General features: G+C 62.7%; 12 protein-coding genes. 6 read left to right on the forward strand and 6 right to left on the reverse strand.

Translation table 11 applies throughout. The annotated features are described in order from the left end of the window. On the forward strand, positions 1–693 hold a 693-nt coding region (locus tag ACIQT2_RS21575; protein ID WP_402950668.1), incomplete at its 5' end, for an amino acid ABC transporter permease. Positions 694–843: 150 nt separating this feature from the next. Then, positions 844–1,713, forward strand: coding sequence for a substrate-binding periplasmic protein (locus tag ACIQT2_RS21580; RefSeq protein ID WP_400336538.1), 870 nt, complete (start codon positions 844–846; stop codon positions 1,711–1,713). A gap of 222 nt (positions 1,714–1,935) precedes the next feature. On the opposite strand, the gene ACIQT2_RS21585 is transcribed toward ACIQT2_RS21580, so the two are convergent. The 3 genes from ACIQT2_RS21585 to ACIQT2_RS21595 all read right to left on the reverse strand — a co-directional run bounded on the left by ACIQT2_RS21585 (position 1,936) and on the right by ACIQT2_RS21595 (position 6,862). Further along, complete coding sequence (locus ACIQT2_RS21585; protein ID WP_400336537.1) at positions 1,936–3,036, reverse strand: MFS transporter; 1,101 nt, start codon at positions 3,034–3,036, stop codon at positions 1,936–1,938. Positions 3,037–3,219: 183 nt separating this feature from the next. Beyond that, positions 3,220–5,754, reverse strand: coding sequence for an FAD-dependent oxidoreductase (locus tag ACIQT2_RS21590; protein WP_400336536.1), 2,535 nt, complete (start codon positions 5,752–5,754; stop codon positions 3,220–3,222). 226 nt (positions 5,755–5,980) lie between these two features. After that, positions 5,981–6,862, reverse strand: a complete 882-nt coding sequence (locus ACIQT2_RS21595; RefSeq protein WP_400336535.1) for a LysR substrate-binding domain-containing protein — start codon at positions 6,860–6,862, stop codon at positions 5,981–5,983. A 124-nt stretch (positions 6,863–6,986) separates the two neighbouring features. On the opposite strand from ACIQT2_RS21595, the gene ACIQT2_RS21600 reads away from it, so the two are divergent. From ACIQT2_RS21600 to ACIQT2_RS21610, 3 genes are all read left to right on the forward strand, one after another. Beyond that, positions 6,987–8,138, forward strand: coding sequence for an FAD-dependent oxidoreductase (locus tag ACIQT2_RS21600; RefSeq protein ID WP_402950673.1), 1,152 nt, complete (start codon positions 6,987–6,989; stop codon positions 8,136–8,138). Continuing rightward, positions 8,135–9,409 (forward strand): allantoate amidohydrolase, encoded by a 1,275-nt coding sequence (locus tag ACIQT2_RS21605; protein WP_402950675.1) that lies wholly within the window; start codon positions 8,135–8,137, stop codon positions 9,407–9,409. Before ACIQT2_RS21600 ends, ACIQT2_RS21605 begins: the two co-directional genes overlap by 4 nt. Positions 9,410–9,546: 137 nt before the next feature. Beyond that, positions 9,547–12,267: an aminotransferase class I/II-fold pyridoxal phosphate-dependent enzyme gene (locus tag ACIQT2_RS21610; RefSeq protein ID WP_402950678.1), complete on the forward strand. Its 2,721-nt coding sequence runs from the start codon at positions 9,547–9,549 to the stop codon at positions 12,265–12,267. A gap of 77 nt (positions 12,268–12,344) precedes the next feature. Here ACIQT2_RS21610 and ACIQT2_RS21615 read toward each other — a convergent pair whose 3' ends face one another. From ACIQT2_RS21615 to ACIQT2_RS21625, 3 genes are all read right to left on the reverse strand, one after another. Further along, entirely contained in the window at positions 12,345–13,688 is a 1,344-nt protein-coding gene (locus tag ACIQT2_RS21615; protein WP_402950681.1) for an MFS transporter, read from the reverse strand. A gap of 327 nt (positions 13,689–14,015) precedes the next feature. Next, entirely contained in the window at positions 14,016–15,158 is a 1,143-nt protein-coding gene (locus ACIQT2_RS21620; RefSeq protein ID WP_402950684.1) for a proline racemase family protein, read from the reverse strand. A 58-nt stretch (positions 15,159–15,216) separates the two neighbouring features. Further along, positions 15,217–16,212, reverse strand: coding sequence for an Ldh family oxidoreductase (locus ACIQT2_RS21625; RefSeq protein ID WP_400336529.1), 996 nt, complete (start codon positions 16,210–16,212; stop codon positions 15,217–15,219). Positions 16,213–16,456: 244 nt separating this feature from the next. On the opposite strand from ACIQT2_RS21625, the gene ACIQT2_RS21630 reads away from it, so the two are divergent. Then, a complete protein-coding gene (locus ACIQT2_RS21630; protein WP_402950686.1) occupies positions 16,457–17,107 on the forward strand; it encodes a HutD family protein in 651 nt (216 codons plus the stop codon). The last annotated feature ends 139 nt before the right edge of the window (positions 17,108–17,246 follow it).

Consider the following 17,246-nt stretch of genomic DNA (forward strand, 5'->3'; position numbering starts at 1 on the left):
GAAACTGCGCAGAAAGATCGGAGTAGCGTGATGGACCTGATCACCCAATGGCTCTCCTGGATGCCCAACCTCACCCCAGGACTCGGAGTCAGCCTGCAACTCACCGGACTGTCCCTGCTCTTCGGCTTCCCCTTCGGGCTCCTGCTGGCCGTCATGGCCGAAGCGAAACTCGCGCCACTGCGCTGGATCAGTTTCCTGTTCGTTGAGGTCGGCCGCGGCCTGCCCGCCCTGGTGCTGCTCTACCTGCTCTACTTCAGCCTCCCCGACGCCGGGATCACCCTCACCTCCCTGACCACCGCCATCATCGCCCTGACCTGGAACACCGGCGCCTACGCCTCCGAATACTTCCGCGCCGGCATCGCCTCCGTCCCCCTCGGCCAAAAAGAAGCAGCCCTCACCACCGGACTCCGCGGCTGGACCGGATTCCGGCTCATCATCCTCCCCCAAGCCCTCCGCATCTCCACCCCACCCCTGGCCGGCCTCGCCGTCCTCGTCTTCCAGGGCTCCGCCCTCGCCTTCGTCATCGCCGTCCCCGAACTCATGTCCAAAGCCTTCGAAATCGGCTCCATCACCTTCGAATACCTCTCCGTCTACACCCTCACCGCCATCATCTACGGATCCCTGACCCTCGTCTTCCTCGGCGCCGTCAAACTCCTCGAAAACCGCCTCGGCCGCCACCTCCAACGCAACTAACACCACCAACACACACCAGGCCTGCTCCGTAAAGGTCGCTTCCAAGGGATCGGTTCCCACAGACCGAGAACCAAACCGCACCAAAACCACCACCTCCGTTCCCATCAATCGGGGTTCAACCCCATCAAAGAGATAGAAGAAAGAGTCACCATGTCGCGAACAACCCGTTCCCTCGTGCGCGTACTTTCGGCCGGCACCGCCGCCGGCCTGGTCGCCATCTCCCTCGCAGCCTGCGGAGGCAGCGGCGACGCCTCCGCCGGCTCAGGCGACTGCACCCCGGCCCACAAGGACCTGAAGACCGTTACGCAGGGTGAACTGACCGTTGCCAGTTACGACTACTACCCCGCGACGAAGGTTGAGGGCGACACCGTCACCGGTCTCGAGGGTGACCTCATTGGCGAGATCGCCAAGCTCGAATGCCTGAAGGTCACCGTCAGCACCTCGGGCGGCGCGGGAGCCGTGATCCCCTCCGTGCAGTCCAAGCGCGTGGACATCGGATCCGGTAGCTGGCTGCGCACCAAGGAACGCAAGAAGATCGTCTACTTGAGCACCCCGCTCTGGAATGACCCGCAAGCGATCATTTCCAAGACCGGTCTGACCAGCGACAAGCTGGAAGGAAAGATCATCGGCTCGGTGGCCGGCAACCTCTACAACAACAGCCTGCAGCAGTGGCTCGGCGACAAGTTCAAGGTTTACCAGGATGACGAATCCATCTATGGCGATCTGAAGGCAGGCCGCATCGACGGCATCGTGGCTTCTGCGGCCTCCGCCAAGGGCCGCTTCAAGGACGCCCCCATCGATGGAGCGACTGTGGTGGACGTGACCCCGAATCCCAAGGTTCCCGAGTTTGCTGCGGTTGGCCAGGTCATGCTGCCTTCGAGCCTGGACAACCAGGAACTCGGCAAGGCACTGGATGAGGACATCACCAAGCTACGCGAAAACGGCACCATCAAGAAGATCCTCGAAAAGTACGGACTGGACCCCGCCGTTGGACAGCCCGGAGCTCCCAACGAACTCTGACGCGTAAAGTCTCAACGCGAGAAAGGGCACTGGATTCCATCCAGTGCCCTTTCTCGCGTCCGTTGGATTTTCCCGTTCCAGGTGGCTTTCGGCGCCACTTAAGGCCAGCTGCCAACGGGGAATTCCCGGGCATTCCGGCTCCGGTCGCGTGCGGTCGGTTGTCTGCAGGCATCGAAGGTCGTCGCCGAGCGGCTTCAGTATGCGGCGGTCACGTCTTCTCTACTAGGGAGCCTTTGACGCGGGGTAGGCGATGAGGACAGTCGCCGAGATAATCCAGATCATTCCGAGTGATGCGAGCGAAAGTGCGCTTCCCCATCCACCGACCGAGGTGGTAAGGATCGCGCCTCCCGCTGACGCGCTGGTACGAAGGCCTGCGCTGACCGAGAATACTTGGGACTTGAGGCCATGTCCGCTGTGCCGGTCACGCAACAAAAGCATGGCTGTTGTTGTTGAGGCCGTGAAGACTCCGGAAAGAGCGATGGTGACGACTGCCCAGACCTGGCCCATGTCCAAGGCCGCCAGTATCGTGAAAACCCCTGTTGCGACAAAGCCGGCGGCCATGGTGCGGTGCGGCTTCGCGCGGCTTGGCCGAATGGTTTCCACAAGCGCGCCTGCCAGGCTCCCAAGCGTGAAGGCAGTGACGAGGCCAGCACCCTCCTGCGGAGATCCGCTGCGGTCAACAGACAGCGCAACAAGGGCTATGGCCAACCCTCCCTGCCCCACCTGGGTCAGCGTCGAGGAAAGGGTGACCACCGCCAAGGGGCGGTGGGCGAAGGTCCGTTGTAGCCCTGCCTTAATGACCGCCATCGCCGGAGTTGCCGTACGATTGCCGCGGCGCGCTTTGAGCACGCCCACGCACATGGTCCCGGCCAAAGCAATCGCAGCCAATGTGAAGAGAGCCGTCTGTGCACTGAGGAACGCCGCGAGGAGGGCAACCAGCGCTGGGCCAGCCACTGCAGCGACGTTATACGAAAGCGCGTCATAGGCGAAGGCACGTCGCTTATCGGGAATGACATCCCAGGCAAAGCTGGACATCCCTCCCATATAGAAGGGCGAAACCGCCCCAGCGATGGCCATGCCTACGACTACCATCAAAGGCAGCTCACGACTGAACATGGCTGCCACAGCGAACGCTGTGGCAGTCAGCAGCCCCGAGGCTGCGACGGGGACGGCTGGCCGGCGTGCCATGTCCAAAGCGGCCCCTGCCACTGGAGCGGCAATGACGCTGGGTCCCAGGAAGGCAGCAACAAGAACACCGCCCATCGCAACATTGCCCGCCTGTTCGATGGCCAGGACGGGAAGCGCGACAAGGGAACCCGCCATTGCCGTTCTTTGTGGAATGGAAGCTGCCAAGTATCCAGAGGCGCTCAAAGTTATGCGATCCTTTCACGGTGGTTAGTCACAGTGCGCGGCCCATGCTGCGATTTAAACGCCTGACCGCCTGCCGCTATCCGACTCGAAATCGGTATAGCGGCAAGCGGTCAGGCTTGTGTCAATGCTGGATGGTCACAGAGCGCTGGCTAGTTCCACTGAACCTGCGGTATGGGCACCTGCAACTGGAGAGACCTCGACATGTTCTGTGCGGTCATCACGTTCGGGAAGTGCAGATCGATCGACGACGGCTGGGTAGCGTTCGCTGAGGTGGGAGACTGCGAGGTTCGTGCCAGTTTCCGCTGCGTGCGCATCCACCCAGGCGAAAGCCAGATAGTGAAGCGTTTCCGGGTCTTCCGCGACGCTGGTGACGTATCCAACCACAGCCTGGCCGTCCGTGACTGGTGCCCCCGGGATGGCCGCGTGGCGCTTGTCTTCCAGTGCCAACCGTACAAGCACGCGGTGGCCCTGGCGGAGCGCTCCACGCTTGGACGGGCGCGCAAGACCGGTTTCATGAAGGTTATCCTGGGGCCCGTATTCGATGCCGAAGGCTGGTGTCCCGTTCGCGATCCGCAGCGCCGCAAGGGCATCGGTCCCCATGGCCGAGATCCGCCAGTCTGCTCCGGCTTCCAGTAGCAGATCCCACAGGAACAGGCCGTGTTCCGTGGCTGTATACAGTGTCCAACCGCCTAGCCCGGTGGTTGTTTCGGCTACAGCCCGGACCGGAATACCGCCCACGTCCAGGACGGGCGCTTCCGATGACGCATTTGCGGGCAGTGCCCCTCGGGTCACTGCTTCGAGAACTGATGCGGCGTCGGGACCCACGAGTACCAAGGCGGTGGTTCCGGAAGAGACGTCCAGGATGCTGGTCTCCTGCAGGAAGGCCGTTTCGTGCTGGAGGTGCCAGATGTCTTCGGGAACGCTGCCGATGACCACATAGCACTCGCTGGAAGTACGGATAATCGTCAGGTCCGCCACGATGCCGCCGTTGGAGTTGATGATGAAGGCTGTAGTGGAGGTGTTGACGTCCAGGGACGGCTCCCCGGACAAGAGTTCCTCCAGATGCCGCCTCGCACCAGGACCCCGAACTTCGAAAGCGGACACTGTACCGGCGTCACCGAGGCCCACACCGGTTCGTGCGTTGCGCGCTTCGACGGAGATCCGGGGCGACCATCCGTACGAAGACCAGGAATCCCTGTCCACCAGCGAACCGGCGGGGTTCGTGCTCTCGTACCACAGGGGGCGTTCCCAGCCGCCGGGGGTACTGCCGAACTTGGCTCCAAGCGCCTCCTGCCGCAGGTAGAAGGGAGTCGTTGCGAACTTTCGCAACTGTTTGGTCTGCCAGCGCGGGTGGGCTACGTCGTAGACCTCGTCATAGTTTTCGCTGGCTCGGGCGATGCTGGCTGAACGTGTGAGGTGCGTTTGGTCGAAGCGGCGGAAGTCGAGAGTCGTCGTGTCGATCCCGGGGTCTCCTGTGACGATCCAGTCGGCGAGTACGCCGGCAACCCCAGCGGACTGTGTCAGCCACACGGATTCACCGAGCCAGAGCCCGCGCACGCCCGGGACCTCTCCCAACAGCGGGTTGCCGTCAGGAGTGAAGGAAAAGATGCCGTTGTAGCCGTCAACCGGCTCACAGTTCGCGGCCTCCGGGAAGAGCCGTTGGAGTTCAGCCCAGCCGCCCTTGAGGTCTTCCCACGTCAAGGGGTGGATTGCCGGCTCAACGCGGGTCCGGGAAAATTCTTCCGGACCAGCAATGTCTTCCTGTTCAACAGGTATGACGCGGTGCTCGTAGCTACCCCACAACAAACGTTCTCCGTACTGCCGGAAGTACGACCCCGTGCCCTGGTGCCGGATCATGGGGAGATCAAGTTCCTGCTCATCGCTCATGCCGGCAAGGGTGGGCAGGACGCTGGTGGACGAAGAGCAGTGCTCCATGGGTACCATCGGCAGTTCCAGGCCGAGCAGTTTGCCCAAACCTGGCCCCCACAACCCGGCGCACACGACGACGACGTCGGCGTCCAGATGCGTCGTGCCTTCGGGAAGCCGTTCGCCCTTGCAGGGGTTGCCGGGCACCTCGGGTGTCGTACGGACATTGACACCCGAGACCCGGCCGTCGTCGATCCTGAAACCTGTGACCTGGGTGTGGCCAAAGAATCGCGCACCGTTTTCAATGGCGCGGCGTGCTTGCCATTCCACGGCGCGGACAGCCTTGACCACGCCATCGGTCGGCGTGTGCAGGCCGCCGAGGACACTTGACGTATCCAAAGCAGGGAACAATTCCGCGCACTCTTCGGGAGAAACGATGCTGGCTGGCACCTTCCAGGATTCGGCCAGGTTGTGACGACGGTGCAAGTACTGCATGCGCTCTTCGTCGCAAGCGAGTTCGAGTCCACCGACACGCTTGAGGATCCACTGGCCATCCAGGGTGGCGCCGTCCAGCTTGTCCAACGTCCTGCGCGCGAGTTCGGTCATGACCGCCGAGCCGGTGGTTTGGAATGCGAAGCCTGGGGCGTGCGAAGACGATCCACCTGTCCGGTACAACGGACCCTGATCGACGACGGTGACCGCCTTCATCCCTTGACGGGTCAGGTCATCGGCCAATGCGGCACCAACAACACCAGCCCCGATGATGAGGATCCGGGTATCTGTGTCAATTCGGGCGTTCGCCACGGTATCTCCCTTGCGATAAGAGACGTCCACGTCTCAAGTGAAAGAGTCACTGGTTGGGTCCCGCCACGTCAGGCTCCCTGACGGGAGCGAGGCGGTTCCAAGATTTGGTAGCCGAACGCGGGATGGCAAATCAGCGCATGTCGGTTGAATCACAGTATATGTGAGATATGTGATCACAAGCGACACTTTACGGAATCAATTTTTCCCGCCCGCTCCATGCAAGGACCTATGCCCCGGGGAGGCCGTCCCGAAGGCAGGCGATGAAGTCTTCAGCGGAGGGTGAACTCCGCGGGCCGCGCGCGACGTAGAGCTCGGTTTGGGGCTGACCGGCGATCGGGCGTGTGGTGATCCCGGGCATGTGGAACCGCTGGATGGATTGGGGAAGGACAGAGATTCCCAGCCCTGCGGCTACGAGGCCGAGGACTGTTTCCTGGTGGATGGCTTGTTGTGCGACCAGTGGCGGTGTGGGCAGGTGTTCGATGAGACGGAGCACCCGCGAGACGAAACCGGGCATCAGCCGATAGGGAAACAGGACCATCGGCTCCCCCTCGAGTTGCTCCGCCGCAATTTCGGGGCAAGCGGTCAAGGGGTGGGTTTCCGGGAGCACGACCACCAGGTCCTCGGTACTGAGCAACTCGAGCGTGAGCCCAGGGATCTGTCCAGGATCCCGAAGTAATCCGAGATCCAGCTCGCCGTCGAGTAACTGTTCGACCTGTTCGCCGCTGGTCAAGGGTGCCAACACAAGCTCGACGCGCGGGCGGAACGCCCGGAACGCCCGGATGGCTTCCGGGACGGTGGTGTAACTGGCCGAGCTGACGAATCCCAACCGCAACTTTCCGCTTCTGCCGGCAGCTACGTCCGCAACGTCCCCGGCAGCTTCGTCGAGCTCGGCGAGGGCAGAAGCCGTTTTGTCCCTGAAGGCCTCCCCTGCAGTGGTGAGGGTGACGCGGCGGGTGGTCCTGTCGAACAGTTGGACGCCAAGATCGTGTTCAAGCCGTTTGATGGCTACGGTGAGTGGCGGTTGGGTGATGTGCAGGCGCTCGGCGGCGCGGCCGAAGTGCAATTCATCGGCGACGACCAGGAAGTACCGAAGCTGTCGAAGTTCCATGACGTCGATTCTTTCGACTTGCAGCAACAATGGCAACTAAAAAGATATTGGACGCAAGGACGCCGGTGGTGAGTAACTGGATGAAGCGAGAAACCGCACCACGCAAACCCGAAGGAGCAACCCCATGGAATCGTTCGAATACGTCGTTGTCGGAGCCGGCCTTTCCGGCGCGGCGACGGCCTGGCAACTTGCCTCCCGCGGCCACGATGTCGCCCTGCTCGAACGGTCCACCCCGGCCAATGACGCCGGTAGCTCCCACGGCTCTGCCCGGATTTTCCGCTACGCCTACCCGGACGCTTTCTACACGGGCCTGGTGCAGGAAGCCAAGACGGGCTGGGACGAACTGGCCCGCCTCTCCGGCAAACAGCTCATCACCCCACACGGCGCCGTGGACTACGGGTCCATCCGCCAACCGGAACGCCTCGCGACTGTCCTTGAAGCACGCGGCATCGAGCACGAGCTCCTGACCGCGAAGCAAGCCCAGGACCGATGGGGGCAGATCGCCTTCGACACCGACGTCCTCTGGCACCCCGGCGCCGGTGTGATCGACGCCCACGAGTCCGTCACCGCCATGGTGGACCAGGCAGTGGCCCACGGCGCTGCCCTGCACACCAACTGGGCCCTCGCCTCCATCACCGGAACCGCCGGCGACTACACCCTGACTTCCGAGGACGCCCGCAGCGTCAAGGCAGCGAACGTGATCGTCGCCGCCGGCGGCTGGCTCCCCCAACTCCTCGGGTCCCTCTCCCTGCCCGCAGGGTTCCTCGCGACCATGCCTACGTTCGAGGTCCGCCAGGAACAGGCCTACCACTTCCCCTACATCGACGGGACCGATCCGGCCACCTGGCCCACGTTTATCCACAAACGCGAAGGCTGGCAGGCCTACGGCCTTCCCGGCGGCCGGGACGCCGGCTTCCACGGTCAGAAAGTCGCCGAATACAACGGCGGCAAAATCCTGCCCTCGGCCGCGGAACAGGACGGACAGATCAGCGCCGATAACCGCCGTCGGGTCATCGAATACGTGGAGAAGTACCTGCCCGGCGTCGTACCGGAACCGTACGCCGAGACCACCTGCCTGTTCACCAACACCCCCACCGAGGACTTCATCATCGACCGTGCCGAGGGCGTCACCATTCTCTCCCCCTGCTCGGGCCACGGCGCCAAATTCGCACCGCTGATCGGCCAATTCGCCGCCGACCTCGCCACCGGCACCGGAACCGTCCCCGAACAGTTCAGCCTCGCCGTCCACGCCACAGCAGCAGGAGCCCACGCATGACCAACACCACCGGCAGCCTCACCAACCAGACAAGCCCCACTCTCCGGACAGGCACGACGGCGGCAACGGTCACCGGACTCATGTCCGACATCGCCCACCTGGGCACCGACCCGATCCGCGGCGGCTACACCCGCCCTGTCTACTCCACCGCAGAACTCGATTTGCGAAGCTGGTTCATCGACCAGGCCACCCAGAGAGGCCTGGCCGTCGAAACCGACCGCAACGGCGCCATCTGGGCCTGGTGGGACACCCCCGGGAAGGACCGGGCCAACGCCCTCGTGACCGGCAGTCACCTCGACTCCGTCCCCGGCGGCGGACCCTTCGACGGGCCCCTCGGCGTCGCCTCCGCACTGGTCGCCGTGGACATCCTCAAAGCCCGCGGCACCAACCCAACCCGGCCACTCGCCGTCGTGGTCTTCCCCGAAGAAGAAGGCTCCCGCTTCGGCGTCGCGTGCCTCGGCTCCCGGCTCATGACCGGTGCGATCGACCCGGACAAAGCGCGGAACCTCCGCGACCCCGACGGCAACACCTTCGCCGATATCGCCAAGGCCAACGGCCTGGACCCGCGTTATGTGGGCCGCGACGAGGAACTGCTGGGCAACATCGGCGCGTTCGTGGAGCTGCACGTCGAACAAGGCCGTGGACTGATCGATCTCAACCAGCCCATCGCGATCGCTTCATCCATCCTGGGCCACGGCCGCTGGAAACTGAGCCTCAATGGCCAAGGCAACCACGCCGGCACCACCCTCATGGCCGACCGGCACGACCCCATGGTCGCCGCCTCCCGCACCGTTGTCGCAATCCGCGATACCGCTCGCAAGCAGCCACAGGCCCGGGCGACCGTCGGCCGGCTTCAACCCGTCCCCGGTGGCACCAACGTGATCGCGTCCCGCGTGGACTTCTGGCTCGACGTCCGCCACCCCGACGACGCCATCACCGCAGCAGTGGTTGAAGCCATCCACGCCCAGGCACAACTGATTGCCGCCGAAGAAGGCTGTACTGTCACGCTCAGCGAAGAATCCCTATCCCCCACCGTCCACTTCGACCCCGGGCTGCAGAAGCAACTCCAATTGGCCCTCCCGGAAGCGCCCATCCTGGACACGGGGGCCGGACACGACGCAGGCGTCCTCTCCCCCTACGTCCAAACGGCCATGGTGTTCGTCCGGAACCCCAGCGGCATCTCCCACTCCCCCGAAGAACACGTGGTGGACGAAGACGCCGAAATTGGAGCCCAGGCGCTGGCAGACGCACTCGCCAGCCTCCTTGACTAACTGAATACCAGCACCCGCGCCGACCCAATCGGCGCGGGTGTTTTCCTCTGGCCCCAGAGGAACCCAAGATTTTCCGGGCCCCGCCCGGACACTGCTTTGTCAAAGAGGACAAGGCTCCATTCGAGAGAAGGAAACACGTGAATCCGGTCGCACCAGACCTGTACACCGTTGATGGCACCAGTGAGACCGCTACACACAATGTGTGGCGGATCCGGGAGGATCTCTGGGAATACCTGACCTACACGGCGGAGAAGATGGGAGGTGGGCATTCTGCCGAAACGAGGCGCCGGCTCAGCGAGGACATCCTTCAGGTGCTGGACAGGTTGGAACTGGTGGAAGGCCACTGGGCAACGCCGGGGCTGGCCGCCATTGAGGAACTGCGGTTGTTGATCAACGACGGCGACCCCGTCGCCTTGGGCGAAGCGATCGAGAGACTCAAGGGCCGGCGACGGCGGCAGGCACGTGCGGAGTCCTCCCGCGTATCCCCGTCAGCCCGTGAGGATGTATCTGACGGGCGTCCCCGTTTCGAAGTGCTGCTCGTGGATGACTGCACGCCCGAGGACGGCGCCGGGTTCGTTCACCAGATGCTCGCGCAACGCCGGCCCCAGGACCCGTTTGTCTACGAGATCAACATTGTTCCAAGCTACGAAGATGCCGTTGCAGCTTTGCTGCTGAACACTGACATCCAAGCGTGCATTATCCGGCCTGGCTTCAAGACACGTTCCCGAAGGCCGCTGGAGCAGGACATCAAGGACTTCGTGGCTGCCAACGGTCCAAACGATCTGGACCCGGCCCGCCCCATCCAGAGGATCCTGGCCTTGGCCGAGAAGGCTGCAGAACTCCGGCCTAGCCTGGACCTTTACCTGGTGGCCGGGGTTTCCATCGAAAAACTCGGTGGTTCCCTCACCAGCCGTTTCAGCAGGATCTTCCTGCGCGCAGACAGCCTCGAACTCCACCTCTCCATCCTTAAAGGAGTGGGCGAACGCTACGAAACCCCCTTCTTCACAGCCATCCAGAACCACAGCCGCCGACCCGGTGGAGTGTTCCATGCACTGCCCGTCTCCAGGGGCGGTTCAGTCTCCAACTCCAAATGGATCAAGGACATGGAAGAGTTCTACGGCTTGAACCTCCTGCTCGCCGAAACATCGGCCACCTCTGGTGGCCTTGATTCGTTGCTGGACCCTCACGGATCCATCAGGGACGCGCAACGCCTGGCCGCCCGCGCTTTTGGCGCCCGGCAAACGTTCTTCGTCACGAACGGCACTTCGACGGCGAACAAGATTGTCCATCAAGCCATCCTGGCCCCGGGTGACGTGGTCCTCGTTGACCGGAATTGCCACAAATCCCACCACTACGCCATGGTCCTGGCCGGTGCCAAGGTTGCCTACCTTGAGGCATACCCGATGGATGAGTTCTCGCTGTATGGGGGCGTCCCCACGTCCTCCATCAAGAAGATGCTTCTGGACTACCGAGCCTCGGGCCGGCTGGACGAAGTGAAAATGATTGCCCTCACCAACTGCACCTTCGATGGGATCGTGTATGACGTAGAGCGCGTCATGGAGGAGTGCCTGGCCATCAAACCAGACCTCGTCTTCCTCTGGGACGAAGCCTGGTTCGCGTTCGCCGGGTTCCATCCCATCTACCGCCGCCGCACGGCCATGGCGGCCAGCCAAGCCCTCGAGCAACGCTTCCAGGCTCCGGCGGCCCGCGAAAAGTATGCCGCCCAGGCCGCCGAGTTGTTCGATCCCGTGACCGGGGAACCCCACAACGACGATCTCTGGTTGAACACCCGCCTTGTCCCGGACCCGGACAGAGCCCGGATCCGGGTCTACGCAACCCAGTCGACGCACAAAACCCTCACGTCCCTGCGCCAGGGATCGATGATCCATGTCCATGACCAGGACTTCGCGCACCTGACGGAGGAGGCCTTCCGGGAGGCCTACATGACCCACACGTCCACCTCACCCAACTACCAGATCCTGGCCTCCCTGGATATCGGGCGCCGGCAGGCAGAACTTGAAGGTTGCGAACTGGTACAGAAGCAGGCCGACCTCGCTGCCAGCGTGGCGACCGCGATCGAACAGCACCCGCTGCTCAGAAAGTACTTCCGCATCCTCAGCACGTTGGATCTCATTCCCGAGGAGTTCCGCACCAGCACATCGCCCATGCCCCTGGTGGACGGCCTCGCCAGGATGGCCCAGGCCTGGAAGGACGATGAGTTCGTGGTGGACCCGAGCCGGCTCACCATGTATATCGGCGCCACAGGGGTCGATGGAGACACCTTCAGGCATGAGTACCTCATGGACGGCCATGGCATCCAAGTCAATAAGACCTCACGCAACAGTGTGTTGTTCATGACCAACATCGGCACGTCCCGCAGCTCGGTGGCGTACCTGATCGAAGTCCTCGTCAAACTGGCCGAGTCATTCGAATCAGAGGCATCCACGCGAAGCCCGAGGTCCCGGACCGCCCACAACCGCATGGTCACCAAGCTCACCAAGGGTGCCCCGCCGCTGCCGGACTTCAGCAGCTTCGCCTCCAGATTCCGCACCGACAAGGCGCTGCCGGATGGTTGCATCCGCACGGCGTACTTTGAAACCTACAAGCCCGATTCCTGCGAATACCTCACCGATTCAGGGGTCCGCAAGCGGCTGGCCGTCGGCGAAGAAGTCATCTCCGCAGCCTTCGTGACCCCTTACCCGCCAGGTTTTCCCGTCCTGGTCCCAGGCCAGCTCCTCGACACCAACGTGCTCGACTTCATGGCAGCCCTGGACACCAAGGAAATCCACGGTTATGACAAACACCACGGCTACCGCGTCCTGCGCCTACAGCCGAAAGCCCTGACAGGCCAGCTCTAGGAATACGAACAGGGCGGCTGGATCCAAGAGGATCCAGCCGCCCTGTTCGTTTCTTCGGGTCTGGTTAGTGGGCCTGGTTAGTGGGAGAAACCAGCCGCGGTTTCGCTCAGGTTCTTGCCCTTCGTTTCAGGTGCGAGCCACTGCGACAACACGGCGCCGAGAAGGGTGAGTCCTGCAGCCACCAGCATGGTGACCTGGGGACCGTAGTTTGCCACCGACCACGGGAGCAGGAAGGTGCCGGCTCCCGCACCGATGCGGCTGACAGCGGTGGCAAAACCGGTGCCGATCCCCCGGATTTCCGTCGGGAAGACTTCACCGGGGTAGATGCCCGTCAGGGTGTTGTAACCGGCGTTGAAGAACGAAAAGAGCAGGAAGCACACCAGGACCACCCATGCCGGGGCACCTGCCCACAGTCCAATGACCAAGAGCAGCGCGAAGCAAAGCCACTGTGGCGGGACCGTGAGGAACCGGCGTCCGGCACGGTCGATCAGGATGACGGTCAGGATCACCCCTGCCGTAGCGACTGCCGACAGACCTACGCCTCCGGCCAGCCCCTGGCTTAGCCCGTAACCCTTGAGGACGCCTTCAGCGAAGGTGGCAATGGCAAAGTACGGCGTGACAGCGCAAAGCCAGAACATCGAGCAAAACAGCGTGGCACGCCAATAGCGGCGGGAGAAGAGCATCTTGAAGCTGCCCTGAGGGCGCGCCTGCTCGTGTTCGAAGTCGTCTGCGCCGCCGCCTGTCTCCATGTACTTCTGCGCAACGGCACGGGCCTCATCCCTTCGGCCTTTGTTCCAGAGCCACCGGGGAGATTCCGGGAGGCCAATCCGGGCAAGGAGGAGGATCACCGCGGGGATAGTGCTTGATCCGAGGATGATGCGCCAGTCGACGGAGGTGGTCGTAGTCAGTGCGTACCCAACGATGAACGCGACCATGAAGCCGACGTAGAACGCCACCAGCGTCAGTCCCATGAGCCGGCCACGGAGCCGTGCAGGGGCAAATTCGGACATGAGGGGCCAGCCCACAGAGTACTCAACGCCCACGGCAACGCCCATCAAGAGCCGGACCAGGAACAACTGCCAGGGTTCGTGGACAACGAATTGAAGCGCTGAGCCGACCACAAAGATGCCCATGTCGATCATGAACAACGGCTTGCGGCCGAATTTGTCCCCGAGCCAGCCGCCGATGGGCGAGCCCACCAGAATCCCCACGAGGGAGGAGGCGACGATCAGGCCTTCCCACAGAGGCGTGAAGTGCAGCTCAGTGGTAATGGAACCGATCACCGTTCCGATGATTCCCAGGATGTATCCATCGAGGAACATGCCTCCCACGAGGACTGCCGTGAGCCGGGTGAGGAAACGCTTCTTATAGGCGGCCGTCGCCGGACTGTCAGGCAGGACCGTTTTGTTGATTACAGACACACATCGCTCCTAGCGCTAAGAGTGGAAGACATTATTTCTCCTTCGTCGTTGAGGGATTGTGTTCAGTAGGGGGCTGCCGCGCCCCGGCCACAGTGGGAGCCGCCCGGCTGCGCCTGGGCGTGTGGCTATCATCACACACTAATGTAATCTGTGATCACATATCGCGTCAATGGTTGGGTGTAACACTCAGGTAAATTCGAGGTCACCATTCCGCCAAAAAGCGAGTGGACCCGAGGAGAACTTTCTCCTCGGGTCCACTCGACTGCTTCAGTTATGTTCCCCCGTTGCGCAGGACAACAGTTCAGCGCAGGACCACCGTTATGGGCCCTAGGACAGAGCGGCCGCCTTGGCCGCGTGAAGCTCGGCAATACCCTTTGCGTCACTCGGCCGCATACTGGTGTTTTCCTCCTGCTCCTGGGGTGCCCAGATATCCCCAACAGTGAACCCATAGGGGAAGGGATCATCGTGGTCCAGAACCCAGGTGCTGAAACCCGTAATCCACGCCTGCCCACTGATGGTGGGTACTACGCCCTGACGGTCGTTGATGGTGACTTCTTCAACCAACTCCCCCGTGTACACGTTGCCCAGGATTCCCTCGTGGCGGAATGGCTCGTTCAATGCCAGCTCGCCCTTTGCGTGGAGCGCGGCCATCTTTGCGCACGTTCCGGTACCACACGGGCAACGATCCACTCCACCGGTCCAGGTTGCCGGATTGTCGAACTCGACGGGTCCGCTGGCAACCGTCACGGCGTTCTTACGGTCCGCATTGGGATTGTCCGTGAGACCTGACAGCTGCGAGATGGTGATGCCGATGCCCGGATAGTCCGGGTGGGCCACGGGCAGCTGGTCCTGCGCCGCCCGGAGGATCAGGGAAGAGATACGGGTAATGTCCCGTCCGCGTTCCGGGACCAGGTCCAGGCCCTCGAACTGGCGGACGTCGGCGATGACATAGAACATGCCTCCCCATGCCACGTCAACGGTTACCTTACCCAGCTCGGGGACGTCAATGACGGCGTCGAGGTACACCGCATAAGCGGGCACGTTCTTAAACTTAACCTGCTTGACCTTGCCATTGCTGCACTCGGCTTCGATGGCAATGAGGCCGGCAGGCGCCTCCAAATTGAATTTCGTGACGGGCTCCTCCATGGGAATCATGCCGGTTTCCAGGAGGACGGTCGCGACGGCGATGGTGTTGCCGCCGCTCATGACCGGGTACTCAACCTGCTCCATGATGATGAAGCCCGCCACAGCGTCGGGGTGCTTGGGAGGCACGACGAGGTTGCAGCACAGCGGCGGGTATCCCCGTGGTTCCCTGAGCATGAGCTTGCGGATCTGGTCATCGTTCTCTTCGAGCCATTTCATTTGCTCATATACCGTGTTGCCGGGAATGTGCGGCACGCCGCCGGTGATCACGCGCATGGGCTCGCCGGAGTGGGTCTCCACGGCGTGGATCATTCGTTTGAAAGACATGTCAGTTTCGCCTTGTTCGTTGGGGTGTGTGGGGAGGTTAGCCGGCAGTGGAACCAGGCTACGACGCTTGTTCGGCCGCCGGCTCGGCAGCTTTGCGGAGCCTGTCGAGGAGTGCAGGGTCGATGCCAACCTGCTCGGGAAGCTCCGTGTTTTCAAGAGCCGGAAGCCGGACCTGGTGCTCGTTCTGCAGGTGCTCCAGTTGCTTGTTGAGCCGCTCCACCGATCCCACGAAGCTCGCCGGGTCGATGGCCAGCAGGAAGACACCAATACCAGGGGATGTATCGCCGTGGTCGAAGGGGGCGGCGTCCATGGAGAACTTGGCTCCGGAGAGCGTGGCCAGTACCTCAACCAGCAGGGCGATGTTGCCGCCGCGATGTCCGCCAAAGGGAAGGAGGGTTCCGCGCAGGGCTTCATCGGCGACGGTCGTGGGTTGCCCCTGAGAGTCCAGCGCCCAGCCCGTAGGAATGGGGTCGCCTGCCTCGGCGGCACGTCGAATATTGACAAAGGCAGTGGACGATGAGGCCTGGTCGATGACTATAGGCAACTTCCCGGCGCGCGGAATTCCGTAGGCCAAGGGGTTCGTGCCCAGGATGGGCTTAGGGGCTCCGCCGAGCGACATGAGTGAAGGGCTGTTGGCGGTGGCAACGGCGATGAAGCCCCGCTGCGCCAGGTGCCTTGCGTAGTAGCCCAGTTCACCACAGGTGTAGGACCCGCGAATCCACATTGCCGCGAGGCCCGCTTCCCGGGCGGCGACGTCAAACGCCGGCACCGCTTCCTCGAAGGCGACCTGCGCCAGTCCGCCGCGGGCATCCGCATCGATGACGGCTGAGGCCAGCCGTCGGATGTCGGGCTCGTCTGTTGCAGCGATCCGACCGGTTCCATATCCGTCGATGTAGTCGAAAAGGTGACCCACACCGACCGCCCGGTTGCCTACTTGTTCAGCCTCGACCGTGGCTCGGGCCAGGACGCGGGCCGCCCGGTCCCCTGCGCCCTGAGCCAGGAGTGCCCGCTCGCAAAGGGCAGCGAGTTCCTCGCTTGGAATAGTGGTGTTCAAGGATGGGTCCTTTCAGGGTTTGTGCCACATGTGCCCGTCGGGGACGTCAATGTCAGGTAGCCGTCGACCTGAGGCCGCCGGGTCAGCACCTGTCTTGCCGCGGTGCGCCATCTGGCCGTCCGCGGTCTGAGACCATGTGGCTGGTGTCATACTCAGAATGTAATCTGTGATCACATCTCAGTCAATGCTTCATTGAATTGGGTTTGACGAAGGCCCAATCATCGGGTCGGAAATGAGGGAACGCATGACTCAAAGCTCGTCTTCGAAAGCCCGGATCGTCCGCCCCGACAACGTCCCGCGCATTCCGTGGATCAACGGGGCCGGATACACGCGCCACATCGGAAGTAGACGCAACCCGGCACTGGGCGATGAGTTCATGTGGCGCCTGAGCCTGGCCGACCTCAACGAGGACTCAGCCTTTTCCTGCCTGCCTGGGATTGACCGGATCTTTACGCTTGCCAGCACAGGAAACGTCGAGCTCAGCATCAACGGACAGGCGCACCGACTTGGTCTTGGAAAGACCGCAGAATTCCCAGGAGAAGCCGACGTCCACCTCCGCATGGCGGACCAAAGCCCCCAACTGGGTTTGAACCTCATGACGAATCGCAACGCTGCCATGGGCTCCGTCTCCACCAAGAGACTTGACGGCCCGGTCCTGCTCGACCCCCGATCAGGAGTCGTAGCCGTCACAGTACTGGATGGCTCCGCCTCACTGAGCAGCCGGCGCAGACTCGATCCCCTGGCGACGCTGATTCTGGATACTGGCGCCGAGGAACTCTTTGCGCGCAATTGCCTTCTGGCGATCGTCACGGTTCGGAGCGAGACAAGGGGAACCAGTGAACAGCGTGGCCGGACCAACACCCTTCGCCTGCGCCACGCCGCGGGTGTGAACTAGCCCGTCTCCGGCCCACCGCAGTGAAGGCAGTCATCGGCAGCCTGCCCATTGAGGCATGTGACGAAAGAAAGCACGGCATGAATCCATCCGAGCCTCAAGCCAGTGGCTGCTGGAGCGGACATTCGAAAATCAAACTCTT

It is taken from the genome of Paenarthrobacter sp. NPDC090522 (assembly GCF_044769225.1).
In the GTDB taxonomy this organism is placed as follows: Bacteria; Actinomycetota; Actinomycetes; order Actinomycetales; family Micrococcaceae; genus Arthrobacter.

Excerpts from the sequence above, each read along its gene's own strand:
- ACIQT2_RS21580 (WP_400336538.1), top strand. The coding sequence starts at position 844 with ATGTCGCGAACAACCCGTTCCCTCGTGCGCGTACTTTCGGCCGGCACC.
- ACIQT2_RS21585 (WP_400336537.1), bottom strand. The coding sequence starts at position 3,036 with ATGGCGGGTTCCCTTGTCGCGCTTCCCGTCCTGGCCATCGAACAGGCG.
- ACIQT2_RS21595 (WP_400336535.1), bottom strand. The coding sequence starts at position 6,862 with ATGGAACTTCGACAGCTTCGGTACTTCCTGGTCGTCGCCGATGAATTG.
- ACIQT2_RS21600 (WP_402950673.1), top strand. The coding sequence starts at position 6,987 with ATGGAATCGTTCGAATACGTCGTTGTCGGAGCCGGCCTTTCCGGCGCG.
- ACIQT2_RS21605 (WP_402950675.1), top strand. The coding sequence starts at position 8,135 with ATGACCAACACCACCGGCAGCCTCACCAACCAGACAAGCCCCACTCTC.
- ACIQT2_RS21620 (WP_402950684.1), bottom strand. The coding sequence starts at position 15,158 with ATGTCTTTCAAACGAATGATCCACGCCGTGGAGACCCACTCCGGCGAG.
- ACIQT2_RS21630 (WP_402950686.1), top strand. The coding sequence starts at position 16,457 with ATGACTCAAAGCTCGTCTTCGAAAGCCCGGATCGTCCGCCCCGACAAC.